We start from the raw sequence: 20185 nt of genomic DNA on the forward strand, positions 1-20185 counted from the left end.
TTGGGAAGGGAAAGTCAGTAACTGGCGGGGGTGCCGCCGTCGGCAGGTTTGATGTACTTGGCGGCGAGGGCTTCGGAGCCGCGGGCGAGGAGGGCGACGTCGGCCCCAACCAGGATGAAACCGGCACCGTTCGCGAGGTAGTACGTGGCGGTGTCCGGGTTGAAGGCGTTCACCCCGGCGGGCTTTCCGGCCGCCCTCGCGGCGGACAGGCAATGGTCGACGGCGGCACGCACCTCCGGGTGTTCCTGCTGTCCCAGCAGGCCCATGGAGGCGGCGAGGTCTGATGGGCCGATGAACACCGCGTCGACGCCGTCGACCTTTAGGATGTCCTCGACAGCCTCGACGGCGGCGGTGGATTCGATCTGGACGGTGACGCTGATGGTCTCGTTGGCGCGGGCCAGGTAGTCGGGGACCCGGTTCCAGCGCGCGGCGCGGGCCAGGGCGGACCCCACCCCGCGGACTCCCTGCGGCGGGTAGCGGGTGGCCGCCACCGCGGCTTCCGCCTCTGCCACCGAGTTGACCATGGGGACCAGCAGGTTCTGCACGCCAAAGTCCAGGTACTGCTTGATCATTACGGTGTCGTTCACGGGCGGCCGGACCAGGGTGTGGACCGGGTAGCCGTGGACGGCCTGGAGCTGGGCCAGGATGGATTCGAGCCCGTTGGGGCTGTGCTCGGCATCCACCAGGAGCCAGTCCAGGCCGGACCCGGCGCACAGTTCCGCGACCAGCGGGCTGCCGGAACACACCCACATACCTGCCAGCGGGCGGTCCGCCTGGGCCAACGCGGACCGGAAGGTGTCCTCTACTCGAAACGGCATGTCACGCTCCCCAGGGGTCCGTAGTCGGCGTGGACGGTATCGCCCTTGTAGACCCACATGGGCCGGGTAAAGGACCCGGCCAGGATGATGTCCCCGGCCTTCAGGGCGTCGCCGTGGGCGGCGATCTTGTTGGCCAGCCAGTGGACCCCATTGGCGGGATGGTCCAGGACGCCGGCCGCCACTCCGGTTTCCTCCACGGTCTGGTTCTTGTACAGGATGGCGGAGACCCAACGAAGGTCCACGGTGTCCGGCTTCACCGGGTTGCCGCCGATCACCATGGCACCCATCGCGGCGTTGTCCGAGATGGTGTCCACGATGGTCCGGCCCTCCATCTCGATCCGGGAATCCAGGATCTCGAGGGCCGGAACCACGTAGTCGGTGGCCTTCAGGACATCGAAAATGGTCACGCCCGGGCCTTTGAGTCCATCCTTTAATACGAACGCCAGCTCCACCTCCACCCGCGGATGGGTGTACTTGTCCCACTCCACGGAGCAGCCGGTCTCCAGCACCATGTCATCGAAGATGGCGCCGTAGTCAGGTTCGGTGATGCCGGTGGCGGCCTGCATCGCCTTGGACGTGAGGCCGATCTTGCGCCCCACCAGCGTCCGGCCGGCGTCCTCGTTGCGGCGGCGCCACAGCTGCTGCACGGCGTAGGAGTCCTCCACCGTCATCTCCGGATAGCGGGCCGTCAGGCGGGGAACAGGGGTGCGGGTCCGGCCGGCTTCCACCAGCTCGTCCGCGATGGCCTCAATCGTCTTTGGCTCCAGCATGGTCAGACCTGGACTCCCAGCTTGAAGCCCTCAGCGGCTTCGCCTTCGGGCTTGCGGGTGTAGGAGAAGCCGTCGGCGCCCACGGTCACGGCCATCTCGGACTTTTCCTCGCGGACGATGACCGGCTGGGGGTTGCCGTCCAGGTCCAGGACCAGGGAGGCTTCGGTGTACCAGGACGGGACCACGGGGTTGCCCCACCAGTCGCGGCGCTGGTTGTCGTGGACGTCCCAGGTGATGGTGGGGTTGTCCGGGTCGCCGGTGTAGTAGTCCTGGGTGTAGATCTCGATGCGGTGGCCGTCCGGGTCCAGGATGTAGAGGTAGAAGGCGTTGGAGACGCCGTGCCGGCCGGGGCCGCGTTCGATCCGGTCGCTGATGCGCAGGGCGCCCATCTTGTCGCAGATCTGGATGATGTTGTGCTTCTCGTGCGTGGCGAACGCGACGTGGTGCATGCGGGGGCCGTTGCCGCCGGTCAGGGCGGTGTCATGGACGGTCTGCTTGCGGTGCATCCACGCGGCGTAGGTGACGCCGTCGGCATCCTTGATGTCCTCGGAGACGCGGAAGCCCAGGTCCTCCAGGTACTTGCGGCCCTTGGGGACATCCGGGGTGACCTGGTTGAAGTGGTCCAGCCGGACCAGTTCACCGGCGGAGTAGAGGTCGTAGCGCTGGGTGAGCCGCTCCACGTGCTCCACGTCGTAGAAGAACTCGTACGGGAAGCCCAGCGGGTCCTCCACACGGACGGAGTCGCCCACGCCCTTCGTGAAGCCGTCCTTGCGGCGCTCCACCCGGCAGCCGAGCTCCTTGTAGTAGGCCTCCGCGGCGTCCACCTCGGCGGGGGACTTCACGCGGTAGGCGAAGGCCGCGACGGCGGCGACCGGGCCCTTGCGCAGCACCAGGTTGTGGTGGATGAACTCCTCCAGGGAGCGCAGGTAGATGTTGTTCTCGTCCTCCTCGGTGACGTGCAGGCCCAGGACGTCGACGTAGAACTCGCGGGACCTGGCGAGGTCGGTGACCACGATCTCCATGTAGGCGCAGCGGACGATGTCCGGAGCCGGGACGGTGGGGGTGGGGACGAAGTTGGTCATTGGAGTCTCTCTTCTTTGAAAGGGGGCGTGGAAAGTACGACGGCGGCCGGCTGGCTTAGGCGCCGAATTTGGGGGTGTGGACGGTGCCGAGGGTGATGTGCACGGCTTGCTGGTCGGTGTAGAAGTCGATGGAGCGGTAGCCGCCTTCGTGGCCCAGGCCCGAGGCCTTGACGCCGCCGAACGGCGTGCGCAGGTCGCGGACGTTGTGGCTGTTCAGCCACACCATGCCGGCCTCGACGTTCTGCGAGAAGTTGTGGGCGCGGGTCAGGTTCTGGGTCCAGATGTAGGCAGCCAGGCCGTACTTGGTGTTGTTCGCCAGGGCGAGGGCTTCGTCGTCGTTCTCGAACGGGGTGATGGCCACGACCGGTCCGAAGATCTCCTCCTGGAAGATCCGGGCGTCGGGGGCGACGTCGGCAAACACGGTGGGTGCGATGTAGTTGCCTTCCGGCAGGTGGTCGGGGCGGCCGCCGCCGGCGAGGAGCCGGCCTTCGGACTTGCCGATCTCCACGTAGGAGGCCACCTTTTCGTAGTGCTCCGGGTGTACCAGGGCGCCCACCTGGGTCTTGGGGTCGTGCGGATCGCCCACCACGATGTTCTTGGCCCGGGCGGCGTACTTTTCACAGAATTCGTCGTAGATGGCGCGTTCCACGAGGATGCGCGAGCCGGCGGTGCAGCGCTCGCCGTTGAGGGAGAAGACGCCGAAGAGGGCGGAGTCAATGGCGGCGTCCAGGTCGGCGTCGGCGAAGACGACGCAGGGGGACTTGCCGCCGAGCTCCATGGAGAGGCCCTTGAGGTTGGTGGCGGCGTTCCGGAAGATCGTCTGGCCGGTGGTGGTCTCCCCGGTGAAGGAGATCAGCGGGACGTCCGGGTGCTTGACCAGGGCGTCGCCTGCTTCCTCGCCCAGGCCGTTGACCAGGTTGAAGACGCCATCGGGCAGGCCGGCGTCCTTGAAGATGGTGGCCCACAGGGAGGCGGAGAGCGGGGTGAACTCGGCCGGCTTCAGGACCACGGTGTTGCCGGTGGCCAGGGCCGGGGCCAGCTTCCAGGATTCGAGCATGAACGGGGTGTTCCACGGGGTGATCAGGCCGGCCACGCCGATCGGCTTCCGGTTCACGTAGTTGATCTGGGAGCCGGGGACCTTCATGGCGTCGTCGAACTGGGCCACGATGAGGTCAGCGAAAAAGCGGAAGTTCTCGGCGGCGCGGAGGGCCTGGCCCTTGGCCTGGGTAATCGGCAGGCCGGTATCGAAGGTTTCGAGTTCCGCGAGGCGGGCTTCCTGGGCTTCGACGGCGTCGGCGATCCTGTTCAGGACTCGGGCACGCTCGCGCGGCTTCATCTTCGGCCAGGGACCGTTCACGAACGCTTCGCGGGCTGCGGCGACGGCGAGGTCGATGTCTTCTTTCTGGCCGGCGGCGGCGGTGGCGTAGTTCCGGTTGGAGACCGGGTCCAGGACGTCGAAGGTCTTGCCGCCCACGGAGTCAACGAACTGGCCGTTGATGTAGTGCTGGATGTGAGTGGGCAGGTCCTCAGGGACGTGGTGCTTGGCGGTTTCTACTGAGGTCGTCATCGTTGAAGTCCTTACTGGTGCTTGGCTTGGGCGAGATATGCGTCAAGGGTGGCGGCCCGGTGCTGGCGGGCGGCTTTTTCGATCTGCTCCGCGTCGGCTCCGGTTTCAATGAGCTTCAGCAGGTTTTCGTGCTCGTCCACGGAGTCGCGGGCGCGGCCCGGGACGAAACGGAACGTGGAGGACCGGAGTGCGGCGAGCCTGTTCCAGCCGCGGTGCACCAGGTCCAGGATGTGCGGGTTGGGGCAGTGCTCGAACAGGACGCTGTGGAAGTCCTGGTTGAGCTGCGTGAACCGGACCGGGTCGAAGTGGTCCAGGCATGCGCGCATCTCCTCGTTCACGGCGCGGGCCCGGGCCACGGCCGCGGGATCGATCAGCGGGGCGGACAGCGCGGTGGCTGCGCCCTCCACGATGCTGAGGGTCTGCATCGTGTAGAGGTACTCGGTGGGGTCGATTCCCGCGACGGTGGCGCCCACGTTGCGTTCGAACGTCACCAGGCCCTCGGCTTCCAGCCGGCGGATGGCTTCGCGGACCGGGACCACGCTGAACCCCAGGTCCTTGGCGATGGAGCCCAGGACCAGCCGGTAGCCGGGGGTGTAGGCGCCTTCCACGATCCGGGCCTTGACGGCCTGGTAGGCCTGCTCGGACTTGCTGCCGGCAACCATGGTGGCCTCACTCATTGTTGCCTGCCCATTCCTTGTACCGTGCCTGCCATTCGGAGTTCATGGGGTAGAGGCCGTCAACGCTGTTGCCCTGCTTGACCATCTCGAAGATGAAGGTCTCTTCCTTTTCCTGCTGGATGCAGTCCGCCACCAGTTCTTCGGCGATGGCCGGGGGGATGACCAGGATGCCGTCGGAATCGGCCACGATGATGTCGCCGGGCTGCACGGTGGCACCGCCGCAGGCGATGGTGATGTCCGTGTCCCACGGGATGTGGCGGCGCCCCAGCACCGCGGGATGCGGGTTGGCGAAGTAGGTGGGCATCTCCAGCCCGGCCACGGCGGAGTAGTCGCGGACGCCCCCGTCGGTGATGATGGCCGCGGCGCCGCGGACCTGGGCCCGGAGGGCCAGGATGTCGCCCACGGTGCCGGTTCCTTTTTCACCGCGGGCTTCCATCACCAGGATTTCGCCCTCATTGACGGAGTCGATGGCCTTCTTCTGGGCGTTGAAGCCGCCGCCGTGCGTTTTGAACAGGTCCTCGCGGTTGGGAACGTAACGGAGGGTGCGGGCGACGCCCACCACCCGGCGGTCAGGGCGGGTGGCCTGCAGCCCGTCGATGCTGACGTTGTTCAGGCCGCGCTTGCGCATCTGGGAGGACAGGGTGGCGGTGGCGACAGACTCGAGCTTGGCCTTCAGTTCCGGGGTGAGGACGGGTTCGACGGCGGCGAGGCCCGCTGCTTCACGGGACCCGTAAGCTTCCTCCCGCTGCAGGTCATCGACCTTGGGTTGGGCGCCAAAGTCCGCGAACGCAGTCGTTCCCTGCTCCACGGTGGTGGCCAGGCGTCCGGTGGTGAGGCTGCCATCAAGCGTGCCCACCTCAACTTCCAGGACGTCGCCGGGTGCGGCAACGGAGGCGCCGGCCGGGGTGCCGGTGAGGATGATGTCGCCCTCCTCGAGGGTGAGGAGCTGGGAGAGGTCCGCGACGAGCCGGGCGAACGGGAAGAGCAGGTCTTCGGTGGTGTCGTCCTGGACCAGGTCCCCGTTGTGCCAGGTGCGGATGCGAAGTTTGGAAGGGTCGACGGCGTCTGCCGGGATCAGTGCCGGGCCCACCGGGGTGAACCCGTCGCCGCCCTTGGACCGGAGGTTGGAGCCCTTGTCCGCGTAGCGGAGGTCGTAGACGCCGAGATCGTTGCTGGCGGTCACGGCTGAGACGTGGCTCCAGGCGTCCTCGATCGAAACGCGGCGGGCGGCCTTGCCGATCACCAGGGCGATCTCACCCTCATAGCCCAGCAGTTCGCAGCCGGCGGGCCGCTCCACGGGGCTTCCGCCCAGAGCCAGCGAGCTGGAAGGCTTGAGGAAATAGGACGGCTGGGCCGGGGTGCGGCCCCGCTGTGCCGCCCGGCTGGGGTAGTTGATGTGCACTGCGACCACCTTGCGTGCTGCCGCCAGGGTGTCGCCGTTGACCTGCTCCAAAGCCATCTCCTCATCAGGTACGAAATCGTATACGATCACTATTACCCATCCCGAGCTAGTCGTCAACCCCCGGTTTCCCAGGCTTTTGGCGGCTGGGCCGACGGTACTTGTCGCCCGGATCACATCGAGCGTACAGTTGAAACCAAGTTTCTAGTTTTCGATTATCGAACCTTGTGTTCTCATATGGAACACAGTCCCGGCGATAGCCATCCACAACGAAGTGAGGAAAGCCCGTGCAGTTCCACCACCACGGATACGTATCCGGTGACCCGCGAGTCCAGCCGGCGGCCGGCGTCGGCCTTAACCGCCCCGAGGAACTTCCCGACGAAGTGGACGTCCTCATTGTGGGTACCGGACCTGCCGGCATGCTCGCCGCGGCCCAGCTGTCCATGTTCCCCAGCGTGACCACCCGCATCATCGAACGCCGTCCCGGCAGGCTCGCCATCGGGCAGGCTGACGGCATCCAGGCGCGCAGCGTGGAGACGTTCCAGGCCTTCGGCTTCGCGGAGCGGATCATCGCCGAGGCGTACCGCATCACTGAAATGGCCTTCTGGAAGCCGGATCCCGCCAACCATGCGAACATCATCCGGACCGCCCGGGCCGTGGATGACGAGATGGGCATCAGTGAGTTCCCGCACCTGATCGTCAACCAGGCCCGCGTGCTCGACTACTTCGCCGAGTACATGGCCAACGCTCCCACCCGGATGAAGCCTGACTACGGCTATGACTTCCAGGGACTGACGGTGACCGGTGAAGGCGATTACCCGGTGACGGTGACGCTCCGGCACACATCAGGCCCGAATGAAGGCCAGGACCGTGTTGTCCGCGCGAAGTACGTCGTGGGAGCGGACGGTGCGCGCAGCAAGGTGCGCCAGGCCATCGGCTGCACGCTCGCCGGTGACCAGGCGAACCATGCCTGGGGCGTCATGGACGTGCTTGCCGTCACCGACTTCCCGGACATCAGGACCAAGTGCGCCATCCAGGGTGCCGAAGGCAGCATCCTGCTGATCCCGCGCGAAGGCGGCCACCTGTTCCGCATGTACGTGGACCTGGGCGAAGTGGACCCCGCCAGCCAGCACTCGGTCCGTGAGACCACCATCGAGCAGATCATCGCCAAGGCCAATGCGATCCTCCACCCCTACACGCTGGACGTCCGGAACGTGGCATGGCACAGCGTGTACGAGGTGGGCCACCGGCTTACGGACAGGTTCGACGACGTCCTGCCAGCCGAGCGCGGCACGCGCACCCCGCGGGTGTTCATCACCGGCGATGCCTGCCACACCCACAGCGCCAAAGCCGGCCAGGGCATGAACGTGTCCATGCAGGACGGCTTCAACATCGCCTGGAAGCTGGGCCACGTGCTCGAAGGCCGCAGCCCCGAGAGCCTGCTCACCACGTATTCCGAGGAACGGCAGGTGGTGGCCAAGAACCTCATCGACTTCGACAAGGAATGGTCCACCATGATGGCCAAGAAGCCGGAGGAGTTCGAGCACCCCTCCGACCTTGAGGACTTCTATGTGCAGACCGCCGAATTCCCGGCCGGCTTCATGACGCAGTACACACCGTCCCTGATCGTTGGCACCCCTGACCATCAGGACCTGGCCACCGGGTTCCCGGTGGGCAAGCGCTTCAAGTCGGCCCCCGTGGTCCGGGTGGGGGACACCAACCCCCTCCACTTGGGCCACCACGCCACCGCTGACGGCCGCTGGCGGATCTACGTCTTCGCCGATCCCGCCCTGCCGGGCACCAACTCGGCAACGGACAGGCTGGCGGACTGGTTCGCGAAATCGCCGGAGTCCCCGCTGGCCGCGACGCCCACCGGTGCCGACCCTGACGCGTGGTTCGACCTGAAGGTCATCTACCAGCAGCCGCACACCGCCGTCGACATCAATGCCGTGCCCGCAGTGTTCAAGCCGCTGGTGGGGCCCTTCAAGCTGACCGACTACGAGAAGGTGTATGCCACCGATCCCAAGGCCGACATCTTCGACCTTCGCGGCGTGGACCGTTCCGGAGCTGTGGTGGTGGTCCGTCCGGACCAGTACGTGGCCAACGTGCTGCCGTTGACGGCAACCACGGAACTCGGCGCGTTCTTCGCGCCCGTGTTGAAGGCCGCCCCCGCGGCGCCGCGTCAGGCGGTGGCGGCTGCGGCCCGGTAGTCGGCCGCGGCGTACACGCCGAGGATCCGTACCTCGGTGGTGAAGAAGTCCAGTTCCTCGAGGGCCAGCTTCAGCGGCAGGTCCTCGGGGTGGCCTTCGACGTCGGCCATGAACATGGTGGCGGCGAACTCGTTGCCCACCATGTAGCTTTCCAGGCGGGTCATGTTTACGCCGTTGGTGGCGAAGCCGCCGAGTGCCTTGTACAGGGCGGACGGGACGTTGCGGACGCGGAACACGAAGCTGGTGACGGCCGGACCGGGAAGTTCGTCCTTGGCCGGAAGCGCCTTTTCGCGGGCCAGGACCACGAAGCGGGTGGTGTTGGAGGGGTCGTCCTCCACCCGGGAGGCCAGGACCTCAAGTCCGTAGATCTGGGCCGCCAGGGGCGGCGCGAGCGAGAGTTTGCGGGGATCGTTCCACTCCGCCACTTCCCGGGCGGACCCGGCGGTGTCGCCGGCGATGACCGGCTTCAGGCCGTGCTCCCGGATCAGCTTCCGGCACTGGCCCAGGGCGTGGATGTGGCTGTGCACCTCGGTGGCGCCTTCGATTGTGCTGCCCGGGATGCCCAGCAGGTCGAAGTGGATGGGCAGGAAGTACTCGCCCACGATCTGCAGGCTGGACTGCGGCAGCAGGATGTGGATATCAGCCACCCGGCCGGCGATCGAGTTCTCGATGGGGATCATGGCGAGCTCCGCCTCGCCGCTTGCCACCAGCTCAAAGGCATCCTCGAAGCTGGCGCACGGCACGCTCTCCATGTCCGGGAACATTTGCTGACACGCGATGTTGGAGTTGGCGCCGGGCTCACCCTGGTACGCAATCTTGGAGGCCATGATCCGTATGGTTTCACGCCCCGGCGCCAGCTCCCAATTACTGCGGCGTAACGCGCAGCCAGAGGTATTGCCGGGGCAGGAGGGTGACGCCGTCTTCCAACTGCAGGGCTGCTTCGGAGAGAAGGTCGACGGCGGCAGGGGAGAACCCGCTGAACGTTTCCGCCGGGAGGGTCTGGGCTGAGTCGCTGAAGTTGGCCAGGACCAGGATGATGGGGCCGCCCTCCGTCGCGCCCGGCCGCTGGTAGCCGAGCACTGCGCGGTTGTTGGTGCCGAAATCGATCAGCGTGGTCCCCGCCAGTCCGGGGGTGCTGGTGCGGACCTCGATCATCCGCTTCAGCCCGGCGTATACCGCGCCTTCCGGTGTGGCCGGGTCCAGGCGGCGGGCGTACTGCTCCGCGGGGAAATGCGGCCGGTGCACCCACCGGCTGTCCTCCTCGTGGCCAGGTTCCGAGGCGTAGGCGTAGTCGTTGACCTGCCCCACCTCGTCGCCCAGGTACAGCAGCGGGACGCCGCCGGTGCTGAAGGGCACCGAATGGGCCAGGAGGATCCGCTCCACCGCCTCGGCCGGGTCAACCTCCATCCCGCACAGGGACGCCGTCGTGCCTGAAATCCTGCAGTCGCCGGTCTTGGGGTTGTCCTGGAAGGGGACGCCGCGGGCAAAGCTCCCGGGAAACCGGTTGACGTAGAAGGAGTTCAGGAAGCGCCGGTGGTCGAAGCCGTTGATGCCCAGTTCGGCCGCGTCTTCGTCTGCGAAGGTCCAGCCGATGTCGTCATGGCTGCGGACGTAGTTCACCCACGCGGTGCCGGCCGGGATGTTGTGCCGCCGGTGCAGTGCCTGGGCCAGGAGCGAGACATCCCGCGTCGCCAGGGATTCCCAGATGAGCGCCATCTGCAGCGGGTTGTAGGAAAGCTGGCATTCCTTGCGGTCGATGTAGAGGGCCACCTCGTCCGGGTGCACGATCGCCTCGGACTTGAACAGCAGCGACGGCGCCGCCAGCCGGCACACCGCGTTGAACGCGCGGAGCAGCGTGTGCGCCTGCGGGAGGTTCTCGCAGGGGGTGCCCAGCTGCTTCCAGATGAATGCCACCGCATCCATCCGCAGGATGTCCACGCCCTGGTTGGCGAGGAACAGCATCTCGGCAGCCATGGCCCGGAAGACCTCCGGGTTGGAGTAGTTCAGGTCCCATTGGTAGGTGTGGAACGTGGCCCAGACCCAGCGGCCATCATCCATCCGGATAAAGGATCCTGGGTGGTTTTCCGGGAAGATCTCGCGCACGTTCGCTTCGAAGGCGTCCGGCATGGTCCGGTCCGGGAAGATCCAGTAGTAGCCGCTGTATTCCGGATCGCCCGCGGCTGCCTTGCGGGCCCACTCGTGCTCGTCCGACGTGTGGTTGAAGATGAAGTCCACCACCAGGCTGATGCCGTTGTCCCTCAGTTCCGCTGCCAGGGAGCGCAGCTGCTCCATGGTGCCCAGCTTCGGGTTCACCTCACGGTAGCTGGAGACCGCATACCCGCCATCCGAGTGTGGTTCCGGCGCCAGGAAGAGCGGCATGAGGTGCAGGTAGGTGAGGCCCAGCTCCTTGAAATACGGAATACGGGCGCGGACCCCTTCCAGGCTTTCCGCATAGCGGTCCACGTAGCACACTCCGCCCAGCATGCGGTTGGACTGGAACCAGTCCGGCTCTTGTTCGCGGCCGGCGTCCAGGGCCTTCAGCTCCGGGGAGCGCTCCTGCCAGGACCGGGCACTCTGCACCACCAGCGCAGCGAGCTGGTCCAGCCAGTCCGTCCGGCCACCGTAAAGGGAATGGAAAAGGCTGCGGAGGGTGGGGAAGTGCCCATAGAAGCGGCGGTCGAAATCAGGGTCGGGGCGCAGCCCCCTGCTGCTCTCCGCCGCCAGCACCGCCAGGACATGCCGCCGGGCTTCTTCGTCCTCGTTGACCAATCCCTGCATGTCCGCCTGTCCCTCCCGAACTTCCCGCCGGAACATTCGGCGGCGCTTGTACGGAAGTATTCCACGTCACATGCGGGCGGCGCCTGTTGGCGCGGGCTGCCTAAAGCACGTTGCGGATGGCCTGCTCGAAACTGGTGACATGCTCCAGGGCGAGCTTGCCGGCCCGGTCCGCGTCGCCGTCGGCCACTGCCTCCAGCAGTTCAACGTGCTCGGCAATGTGGGACGCGACGGACGGTACTTTTTCCAGCACCATGCACCAGATGCGCGTGGCCAGGTTGTCGTAGCGGATCAGGACGTCCTCGAGGTGCGCATTGGCGGCGGCCCGGTAGATCAGCCGGTGGACCTTGATGTCGTACCGCATGAGGTCGTAGGCATCGTCGTCATCGCCCATGGTGGAAATTGCTGCCGCGGTTTCCCGGATTTCCGTCCGCAGTGCCGGCGTTGCCAGCTTGGCGGCGCGGCGGGCGGCCAGAGGTTCCAAGGACTCGCGCAGCTCTGAGACGTCTGCCAGTTCGGTGATGTCGACGATGGTGGCAAACGTTCCGCGGCGGGGATAGGACACCACCAGGTGGTCACTTTCCAGCCGCTTGAGGGCTTCCCGGACCGGCGTGCGGCCGATCCCCAGTTCGGCGGCCAGCTTGCCGTCGTTGATCGCCTCGCCCGGCCTGATGTCCAGCATGATGAGCCGGTCCCGGAGGTGCCGGTAGGCCTGTTCGGAGAGTGAGAGGTCCCCGTCGCCGGCCAGGTGGTTCTCTAATGTGACGCTCATTTCGAGCCTTCCCAGGAGTGCTATTGACGTCCAAGTGATCTGGAACATACTATTACGACAGTTCTAATATATCAGTTACAGATCAGTTACAGGTCAGTAACTCCGAAGGGCTCAGAAGGAGAACAATGCAGGACGTACTGAACGCCTCGCTCGCCACGGTCGACGCCGACGTCGCCGCCGCTGTGGCACAGGAACTGCACCGCCAGCAGTCCACCCTGGAAATGATTGCGTCGGAGAACTTTGCTCCGACCGCCGTGATGGAAGCCCAGGGCTCGGTGCTCACCAACAAGTACGCCGAGGGATACCCGGGCAAGCGCTATTACGGCGGCTGCGAGCACGTGGACGTCATCGAACAGCTCGCCATCGACCGCGTGAAGGCACTGTTCGGTGCCGAGTTCGCCAACGTGCAGCCGCACTCCGGCGCCCAGGCCAACGCCGCCGCCATGTTCGCCCTGCTGAACCCGGGCGACACCATCCTGGGCCTCTCCCTGGCCCACGGCGGACACCTCACCCACGGCATGAAGATCAACTTCTCCGGCAAGCTCTACAACGTGGTTCCCTACCACGTCCGCGAGGAAGACCTCCGGATCGATATGGCCGAGGTGGAAGCGCTGGCCCTGGAACACAAGCCCAAGCTGATCGTTGCCGGCTGGTCCGCGTACTCCCGCCAGCTGGACTTCGCCGAGTTCCGCCGCATCGCGGACCTCGTGGGCGCCTACCTGATGGTGGACATGGCCCACTTCGCCGGCCTGGTAGCCGCCGGGCTGCACCCCAACCCCGTCCCGTACGCGGATGTGGTCACCACCACCACCCACAAGACCCTGGGCGGCCCCCGCGGCGGCGTCATCCTGGCCAAGGAAGAGTACGCCAAGAAGATCAACTCCGCCGTCTTCCCGGGCCAGCAGGGTGGCCCGCTGGAGCACGTTGTCGCCGCCAAGGCCGTGGCCTTCAAGCTCGCAGCAGCCCCTGAATTCAAGGAGCGGCAGGAGCGCGTACTGGAAGGCGCCAGGCTGCTGGCCGACCGCCTCCTCCAGGAAGACGTCGCAGCCGCGGGCATTTCGGTTGTCAACGGCGGCACCGACGTCCACCTGGTCCTGGTGGACCTCCGCAACTCCGAACTGGATGGCCAGCAGGGTGAGGACGCGCTCCACCAGATCGGCATCACGGTCAACCGCAACGCCGTCCCCTTCGACCCCCGCCCGCCGATGGTTTCCTCCGGCCTCCGGATCGGCACCCCCGCCCTGGCCGCCCGCGGCTTCGGGGCCGCCGAGTTCACCGAGGTTGCGGACATCATCGCCACGGCTCTGATCGCCTCCGCCGGCACGGGCACCCTCCCGGGGGACACCGCCGTCGGACTCCGCGCACGCGTGACCGCCCTGGCCGAAAAGTTCCCCCTCTACCCGCACCTCTCCGCCGACGCCAACCTGGCCGGCATCGAGGCAGACCTGATTGGAGCCGCACAGTGAGCGCCCCGCACCTTCCTGAGCACCCGGACTTCCTCTGGCGGAACCCGGAACCCAAGTCCTCCTACGACGCCGTGATCGTCGGCGGCGGCGGCCACGGCCTGGCCACCGCCTACTTCCTGGCCAAGAACCACGGCATGACCAACATCGCCGTCCTGGAAAAGGGCTGGCTGGCCGGTGGCAACATGGCGCGGAACACCACCATCATCCGCTCCAACTACCTCTGGGACGAGAGCGCCGCCATCTACGAGCACGCCCTCAAGCTCTGGGAAATCCTGCCCGAGGAACTCGAGTACGACTTCCTGTTCAGCCAGCGCGGCGTGATGAACCTGGCCCACACCCTGGGCGACGTGCGGGAAAGCATCCGCCGCGTCGGCGCCAACAAGCTCAACGGCGTGGACGCGGAATGGCTGGACCCGCAGCAGGTCAAGGAACTCTGCCCCATCCTGAACATCCGCGACAACATCCGGTACCCCGTCATGGGCGCCACCTACCAGCCCCGCGCCGGCATCGCCAAGCACGACCACGTGGCCTGGGCCTTCGCCCGCAAGTGCGACGAAATGGGCGTGGACATCATCCAGAACTGCGAGGTGACCGGCTTCCTGAAGGACGGCAACCGCGTCGTGGGCGTCAAGACCAACCGCGGCACCATCAACACCGAAAAGGTGGGCCTGGCCGCCGCCGGCCACAGCTCCGTCCTGGCCGAAATGGCCGGATTCCAGCTCCCCATTCAGTCCCACCCCCTGCAGGCACTGGTCTCGGAACTGCACGAGCCCGTCCACCCCACGGTGGTCATGTCCAACCACGTGCACGTCTATGTCTCCCAGGCGCACAAGGGCGAACTGGTCATGGGCGCCGGCGTGGACTCCTACAACGGCTACGGCCAGCGCGGCTCGTTCCACGTGATCGAGCAGCAAATGGCGGCCGCCGTCGAGCTCTTCCCCATCTTCGCCCGGGCCCACGTGCTCCGGACCTGGGGCGGGATCGTCGATACCACCCTGGACGCCTCACCGATCGTGGGCCTGACCCCCGTGGAGAACATGTTCGTGAACTGCGGCTGGGGTACCGGCGGGTTCAAGGGAACCCCTGCCGCGGGCATGACCTTCGCCCACACCATTGCCACCGGCGCCCCGCACCAGCTGAACAAGCCGTTCTCGCTGGAACGCTTCGAAACCGGCGCCCTCATCGACGAACACGGCGCTGCCGCCGTGGCCCACTAGCCGCCGCCACCAGAAAAGGACTAACGCACATGCTGCTGATCCCATGCCCCAACTGCGGCCCGCGGGACGAAACCGAATTCCACTACGGGGGACAGGCTCACGTTCCGTACCCCGAGAACCCCAACGAGCTGAGCGACACGGAGTGGTCCCGCTACCTCTTCTACCGGGAGAACCCCAAAGGCATCTTCGCCGAGCGCTGGGTCCACAGCACCGGCTGCCGCCAGTGGTTCAACATGCTCCGCGACACCGTGAGCTATGACATCAAGGCTGTCTACCCGATGGGGGCGAAGCGGCCCGACCGCTCCCCGGACGGCGCACCCGAAACCGGGACCGCCAGCACCGGCCCTGACAGCACCACCACGGGAAGTGCGGCACCCAGCACCTCCGCCACGAGCATCCTCAGCACCACCGCCCCGGAAGGAGCGACCAAGTGACCTCCCAGAACGCCCGCCTGGCTACCGGCGGCCGCATCGACCGCACCATCTCCTGGCGCTTCACCGTGGACGGCGAAGAGTTCACCGGCCACCCCGGTGACACCCTTGCCTCCGCGCTGCTGGCCAACGGCCGCATCGCCGCCGGCAACTCCCTCTACGAGGACCGCCCCCGAGGCATCATGTCCGCCGGGGTGGAAGAGGCCAACGCCCTGGTCCGCGTGGAAGCCCGCTTCCCCGGCCACGTTGCCGAATCCATGCTTCCCGCCACCACCGTCTCCCTGGTGGACGGACTCCAGGCCACCCTGCTCAACGGGTTGGGCAAGCTGGACCCGGAGGACGACCGCGCCGAATACGACAAGAAGTACGTCCACACCGACGTCCTGGTGATCGGCGGCGGCCCCGCCGGACTCGCCGCAGCCCGCGAGGCTGTCCGCACCGGCGCCAGGGTGATGCTCCTCGACGACCAGCCCGAACTCGGCGGTTCCCTGCTCTCCGGCTCCACCGCCGAGGGCCTGGCCGAGACCATCGAAGGCAAGCCGGCCCTTGAATGGGTGGCCGACGTCGAAGCCGAACTGGTTTCCGGCGCCGAATCCACGGTCCTGAACCGCACTACCGCGTTCGGCGCCTACGACGCCAACTACGTCATCGCCGTCCAGAACCGCACCGACCACCTCAGCAGCCCCGCAGCTGCAGGTGTGTCCCGCCAGCGTATTTGGCACATCCGTGCCAGCCAGGTGGTGGTCGCCCCGGGCGCCCACGAACGTCCGCTGGTGTTCGAGAACAACGACCGCCCCGGCATCATGCTCGCCTCCGCCGTGCGCAGCTACCTGAACCGTTACGGCGTGGCCGCCGGCCAGCGCGTGGTCATCAGCACCACCAATGACAGCGCCTACGCCACCGCCGCCGACCTCGCCGCCGCAGGCGTCAAGGTCGCCGCCGTGGTGGACGCCCGCCCGGCCCTCACTGCGGTGGCCAGCGCCGCCGTCGAATCCGGAATCCGGGTGCTCATCGGCAGCGCGGTGGCCAACACCTCCGCCGGCGCCGACGGCCGCCTGGACGGCGTGACCGTCCGCAGCATCAACGACGACGGCGAGCTCACCTCCGGCGTCGAGCAGATCGCAGCAGACCTGCTGGCTGTGTCCGGCGGCTGGAGCCCGCTGGTCCACCTGCACTCCCAGCGCCAGGGCAAGCTGCGCTGGGACGAAGAGCTGGCAGCCTTCGTGCCCAGCACCGAGGTCCCCGCCCAGCAGACCATTGGTGCCGGCCGCGGCTCCTTCGCCACCGAAGACTGCGTTGCGGAGGGCATCTCCGCCGGCGCCAAGGCGGCCATCGCCGCCGGCTTCGAATCCGCCGTCGAGCCGTCCGTGTCCGGCGACCCGAAGGCCTCCGCCCCCACCCGCCAGCTGTGGTTGGTGCCGGGCGAGAGCGGCACTCCGGATGACTGGCACCACCACTTCGTGGACTTCCAGCGCGACCAGTCCGTGGCGGACGTCCTTCGCTCCACGGGCGCGGGCATGCGTTCGGTGGAACACATCAAGCGGTACACCTCCATCAGCACCGCCAACGACCAGGGCAAGACCTCCGGCGTCAACGCCATTGGCGTCATCGCCGCGGCGCTCCGCACTGCCGGCGAGGCCTCCCGCGGCATCGGCGACATCGGCACCACCACCTACCGCGCCCCCTTCACCCCGGTGGCCTTCGCCGCACTGGCCGGACGCCAGCGCGGGGAACTGTTCGACCCCGCCCGCGTCACGTCGATCCACCCCTGGCACGTGGCCAAGGGCGCGCTGTTCGAAGACGTCGGACAGTGGAAGCGGCCCTGGTACTACCCGCAGGACGGGGAAGATATGGATGCCGCCGTGCTGCGCGAATGCGCCGCCGTCCGCGAATCCGTGGGCTTCATGGACGCCACCACCCTGGGCAAGATCGAAATCCGCGGCAAGGACGCGGGGGAGTTCCTGAACCGGATGTACACCAACGCGTTCAAGAAGCTCGCCCCGGGTTCGGCACGGTACGGCGTCATGTGCACCCCGGACGGCATGATTTTCGACGACGGCGTGACCCTCCGCGTCGACGACGAGACCTACTTCATGACCACCACCACCGGCGGTGCCGCCAAGGTACTGGACTGGCTGGAGGAATGGCTGCAGACCGAGTGGCCGGAGCTGGACGTGCAGTGCACCTCCGTGACGGAACAGTGGAGCACCATCGCCGTCGTCGGGCCCAAGTCCCGCGAGGTCATCGCCCGTGTGGCCCCTGAACTGGCTGCCAACGGCGGCCTGGACGCGGAAGCCTTCCCGTTCATGACCTTCCGCGAAACCACCCTCGCCTCCGGCGTGCGGGCCCGGATCTGCCGGATCTCGTTCTCCGGTGAACTCGCCTACGAGATCAACGTCCCCGCCTGGTACGGGCTGAACACGTGGGAAGCCGTTGCTGCTGCCGGGGCGGAGTTCAACATCACCCCCTACGGCACCGAAACCATGCACGTGCTGCGCGCCGAGAAGGGCTACCCGATCGTCGGGCAGGACACCGACGGCACCGTCACTCCGCAGGATGCCGGCATGGAATGGATCGTCTCCAAGGCGAAGGACTTCATCGGCAAGCGTTCGTACACCCGGTCGGACGCCCAGCGTGAGGACCGCAAGCACCTGGTCAGCGTCCTCCCCGTGGATGGCACGCTGCGGCTGCCCGAAGGCACCCAGCTCGTGGAAAAGGGACGTTCGACCAACCCAGCCTACGGCCCCGTGCCGATGGAAGGGTTCATCACCTCCAGCTACCACAGCGCAGCGCTGGGCCGGTCGTTCGGCCTGGCCCTGATCAAGAACGGACGCAACCGCATCGGCGAAACGCTGGTGGCAGCCGCCGGCGACCAGCTGGTGGACGTGGTTGTCGCAGAAACAGTGCTTTTTGACTCTGAAGGGACCCGTAAAGATGGCTGAAACAGCAGCATCCCCGACCTCCGCCAAGACCAACGCCGAGAAGAACCTCGCCGCCCGCGTCAGCCCGGCGCGTCAGCTGGCGGAAGAATTCGCGGCTGGCTCCCTGGCAGGAACCGTTGAAATCTCCGAGGTGCCCTTCCTGACAATGGTGGGCCTCCGGGCACTCGCAGGATCCGCCGCGGCGGAGCGCCTGGCCGGTGTGACCGGCGGCCTCCCCGCCGGCTCCGGTGCCGTAGCCGGCAGCGGCGACGTGTCCGTCCTGTGGCTCGGCCCCGCCGAGTTCCTGGTGGTTGCACCCACCGAGGCGCACGAATCCCTGGGCGGGGACCTCATCCCCGCGCTCCGGGACGCGCTGGGGGGCGACGCGGGCCAGGTGGTGGACCTGTCCGCCAACCGGACCACGTTCGAACTGACGGGCCCCCGGGCCCGTGCCGTCCTGGAAAAGGGCTGCTCGCTGGACCTCCACCCGCGGGTCTTCAAGGCCGGGACCGCCTTCTCCACGGAAATCGCGAACATCCCCGCCATCCTGTGGAAGACCGGTGACGAGTCCTTCCGGATCTTCCCCCGCGCTTCGTTCGCCGAGTTCCTGGGCCGGTGGCTGCTGGACGCCATGCGGGAGTACGCCTCGCCAGAGGTCCCCTGATGGCGCTCAGCGTCCTTGACCTCTTTTCCGTTGGCATCGGGCCCTCGTCGTCACACACGGTGGGCCCGATGCGGGCGGCCAAGCTGTTCGCGGATGGACTGAAGGGTGACGGCCAGCTGGCTGCCACCGCCCGCGTCCAGACCGAACTGTTCGGGTCGCTCGGCGCCACCGGCCGCGGCCACGGCTCGGACAAGGCAGTGGTCCTGGGGCTGAAAGGCCTGGACCCGGAAACCGTGGACACTTCCACCGCCGACGACCAGGTGGCAGCCGCCGCGTTGGACGCCGAACTGCACATTGCCGGGGTGCACCGGGTGGACTTCAACTGGGAAGAGGACGTGGTGCTCCACCGGCGCAAGTCCCTTCCCGCGCACCCCAACGGCATGACCTTCCGGGCCCTGGACCACACGGGCGCCGTGCTGAGCGAGCGGAGCTTCTACTCGATCGGCGGCGGCTTCGTGGTGGACGGCGACGCCGAGGGTGCGGACAAGGTGGTGCCGGATGACACCGTGCTGCCGTACCCGTTTTCCACGGCGGACGAACTGCTGCAGATCTGCAGCCGTGAAGGCATGTCCATCTCCGAGGTCATGCTGGCCAACGAACTGACCTGGCGCAGCGAAGCGGAGCTCCGCGAACAGCTGCTGGGGCTGTGGGCCGTCATGCGTGAATGCGTGGAGAACGGCTGCAGCGCCGAAGGCATCCTGCCCGGAGGCCTGAACGTCACCCGGCGGGCGCCCGCCCTGTTCCGCACCCTGACGGCCTCGGCCGCCTCCGCCGAAGCCGCGGCAGCGTCGCCGTCGCCCGTCCAGGCACCCGCGGATCCGCTGCTGGCGATGGAATGGGTGAACCTCTTCGCGCTGGCCGTGAACGAGGAGAACGCGGCAGGCGGCCGGATCGTCACCGCCCCCACCAACGGGGCCGCGGGCATTGTGCCGGCAGTCCTGCACTACTACGTGAAGTTTGTTCCGGGAGCCGACGACGACGGTGTGGTTCGCTTCCTGCTGGCGGCGGCCGCCGTCGGAATCCTGTTCAAACTGAACGCTTCCATCTCCGGCGCCGAAGTGGGCTGCCAGGGGGAGGTGGGCTCCGCCTGCTCGATGGCCGCGGCCGGGCTCTGCGAGGTGCTCGGTGGAACGCCGGCACAGGTGGAAAACGCCGCCGAGGTGGGCATCGAGCACAACCTGGGCCTGACCTGCGACCCCGTGGGCGGCCTGGTGCAGATCCCGTGCATTGAGCGGAATGCGATCGCCAGCGTGAAGGCGATCAACGCGGCCCGGCTGGCCCTGCACGGGGACGGCAGCCACAAGGTCTCGCTGGACAAGGCGATCAAGACCATGCGCGATACCGGAGCCGACATGAAAACCAAGTACAAGGAAACCTCCCGAGGAGGCCTCGCCGTGAATGTGATCGAGTGCTGAG

The 20185-nt window shown here is 67.1% G+C and carries 16 protein-coding genes; 7 read left to right on the forward strand and 9 right to left on the reverse strand.

Annotated features, from left to right (window positions below; translation table 11 throughout):
• Positions 1 to 14 precede the first annotated feature (14 nt).
• Genes PV772_RS00260 through PV772_RS00285 form a run of 6 tightly spaced genes read right to left on the reverse strand, consistent with a single transcriptional unit; the run spans position 15 to position 6373 of the window.
• Complete coding sequence (locus PV772_RS00260) at positions 15 to 818, reverse strand: HpcH/HpaI aldolase/citrate lyase family protein (protein ID WP_210411353.1); 804 nt, start codon at positions 816 to 818, stop codon at positions 15 to 17.
• Positions 803 to 1588: a 2-oxo-hept-4-ene-1,7-dioate hydratase gene (gene hpaH, locus PV772_RS00265; protein ID WP_141159101.1), complete on the reverse strand. Its 786-nt coding sequence runs from the start codon at positions 1586 to 1588 to the stop codon at positions 803 to 805. Before hpaH ends, PV772_RS00260 begins: the two co-directional genes overlap by 16 nt.
• A 2-nt stretch (positions 1589 to 1590) precedes the next feature.
• Positions 1591 to 2670, reverse strand: coding sequence for a 3,4-dihydroxyphenylacetate 2,3-dioxygenase (gene hpaD / locus PV772_RS00270; protein ID WP_307357989.1), 1080 nt, complete (start codon positions 2668 to 2670; stop codon positions 1591 to 1593).
• 55 nt (positions 2671 to 2725) lie between these two features.
• Positions 2726 to 4237 carry a 5-carboxymethyl-2-hydroxymuconate semialdehyde dehydrogenase gene (hpaE, locus tag PV772_RS00275; RefSeq protein WP_347885017.1) on the reverse strand — a complete coding sequence of 504 codons (1512 nt, stop codon included), beginning with the start codon at positions 4235 to 4237 and terminating at the stop codon, positions 2726 to 2728.
• Positions 4238 to 4248: 11 nt separating this feature from the next.
• Complete coding sequence (locus tag PV772_RS00280) at positions 4249 to 4914, reverse strand: GntR family transcriptional regulator (protein ID WP_141159104.1); 666 nt, start codon at positions 4912 to 4914, stop codon at positions 4249 to 4251.
• The gene (locus PV772_RS00285; protein ID WP_347885169.1) at positions 4907 to 6373 is read right to left on the reverse strand and encodes a fumarylacetoacetate hydrolase family protein; all 1467 of its coding nucleotides are present in this window, start codon (positions 6371 to 6373) and stop codon (positions 4907 to 4909) included. Before PV772_RS00285 ends, PV772_RS00280 begins: the two co-directional genes overlap by 8 nt.
• 227 nt (positions 6374 to 6600) lie before the next feature.
• On the opposite strand from PV772_RS00285, the gene PV772_RS00290 reads away from it, so the two are divergent.
• Positions 6601 to 8523 (forward strand): FAD-binding monooxygenase, encoded by a 1923-nt coding sequence (locus PV772_RS00290; RefSeq protein WP_347885018.1) that lies wholly within the window; start codon positions 6601 to 6603, stop codon positions 8521 to 8523.
• On the opposite strand, the gene PV772_RS00295 is transcribed toward PV772_RS00290, so the two are convergent.
• The 3 genes from PV772_RS00295 to PV772_RS00305 all read right to left on the reverse strand — a co-directional run bounded on the left by PV772_RS00295 (position 8496) and on the right by PV772_RS00305 (position 12070).
• Positions 8496 to 9350: a prephenate dehydratase gene (locus tag PV772_RS00295; RefSeq protein ID WP_347885019.1), complete on the reverse strand. Its 855-nt coding sequence runs from the start codon at positions 9348 to 9350 to the stop codon at positions 8496 to 8498. The genes PV772_RS00290 and PV772_RS00295 overlap by 28 nt on opposite strands.
• A gap of 37 nt (positions 9351 to 9387) precedes the next feature.
• Entirely contained in the window at positions 9388 to 11301 is a 1914-nt protein-coding gene (locus PV772_RS00300; RefSeq protein ID WP_347885020.1) for an amylosucrase, read from the reverse strand.
• A gap of 100 nt (positions 11302 to 11401) precedes the next feature.
• Positions 11402 to 12070, reverse strand: a complete 669-nt coding sequence (locus tag PV772_RS00305; protein WP_307358003.1) for a GntR family transcriptional regulator — start codon at positions 12068 to 12070, stop codon at positions 11402 to 11404.
• Positions 12071 to 12195: 125 nt separating this feature from the next.
• Here PV772_RS00305 and glyA point away from each other — a divergent pair, with 125 nt between their 5' ends.
• From glyA to PV772_RS00335, 6 genes are read left to right on the forward strand one after another with little or no spacing between them, the layout of a single operon-like run.
• On the forward strand, positions 12196 to 13536 hold the full coding sequence (gene glyA, locus PV772_RS00310) for a serine hydroxymethyltransferase (protein WP_141159109.1): 1341 nt from the start codon (positions 12196 to 12198) through the stop codon (positions 13534 to 13536).
• Complete coding sequence (locus PV772_RS00315) at positions 13533 to 14753, forward strand: sarcosine oxidase subunit beta family protein (RefSeq protein WP_141159110.1); 1221 nt, start codon at positions 13533 to 13535, stop codon at positions 14751 to 14753. The genes glyA and PV772_RS00315 overlap by 4 nt, the downstream gene beginning before the upstream one ends.
• 29 nt (positions 14754 to 14782) lie before the next feature.
• The gene (locus PV772_RS00320; protein ID WP_347885021.1) at positions 14783 to 15187 is read left to right on the forward strand and encodes a sarcosine oxidase subunit delta; all 405 of its coding nucleotides are present in this window, start codon (positions 14783 to 14785) and stop codon (positions 15185 to 15187) included.
• On the forward strand, positions 15184 to 18126 hold the full coding sequence (locus tag PV772_RS00325; RefSeq protein ID WP_347885022.1) for a 2Fe-2S iron-sulfur cluster-binding protein: 2943 nt from the start codon (positions 15184 to 15186) through the stop codon (positions 18124 to 18126). The genes PV772_RS00320 and PV772_RS00325 overlap by 4 nt, the downstream gene beginning before the upstream one ends.
• Positions 18119 to 18769 carry a sarcosine oxidase subunit gamma family protein gene (locus PV772_RS00330; protein WP_307358014.1) on the forward strand — a complete coding sequence of 217 codons (651 nt, stop codon included), beginning with the start codon at positions 18119 to 18121 and terminating at the stop codon, positions 18767 to 18769. The genes PV772_RS00325 and PV772_RS00330 overlap by 8 nt, the downstream gene beginning before the upstream one ends.
• A complete protein-coding gene (locus PV772_RS00335) occupies positions 18769 to 20184 on the forward strand; it encodes an L-serine ammonia-lyase (RefSeq protein ID WP_347885023.1) in 1416 nt (471 codons plus the stop codon). Before PV772_RS00330 ends, PV772_RS00335 begins: the two co-directional genes overlap by 1 nt.
• Position 20185 lies beyond the last annotated feature (1 nt).

This window comes from Pseudarthrobacter sp. CC12 (assembly GCF_039907755.1).
Taxonomy (GTDB): Bacteria; Actinomycetota; Actinomycetes; order Actinomycetales; family Micrococcaceae; genus Arthrobacter; species Arthrobacter niigatensis.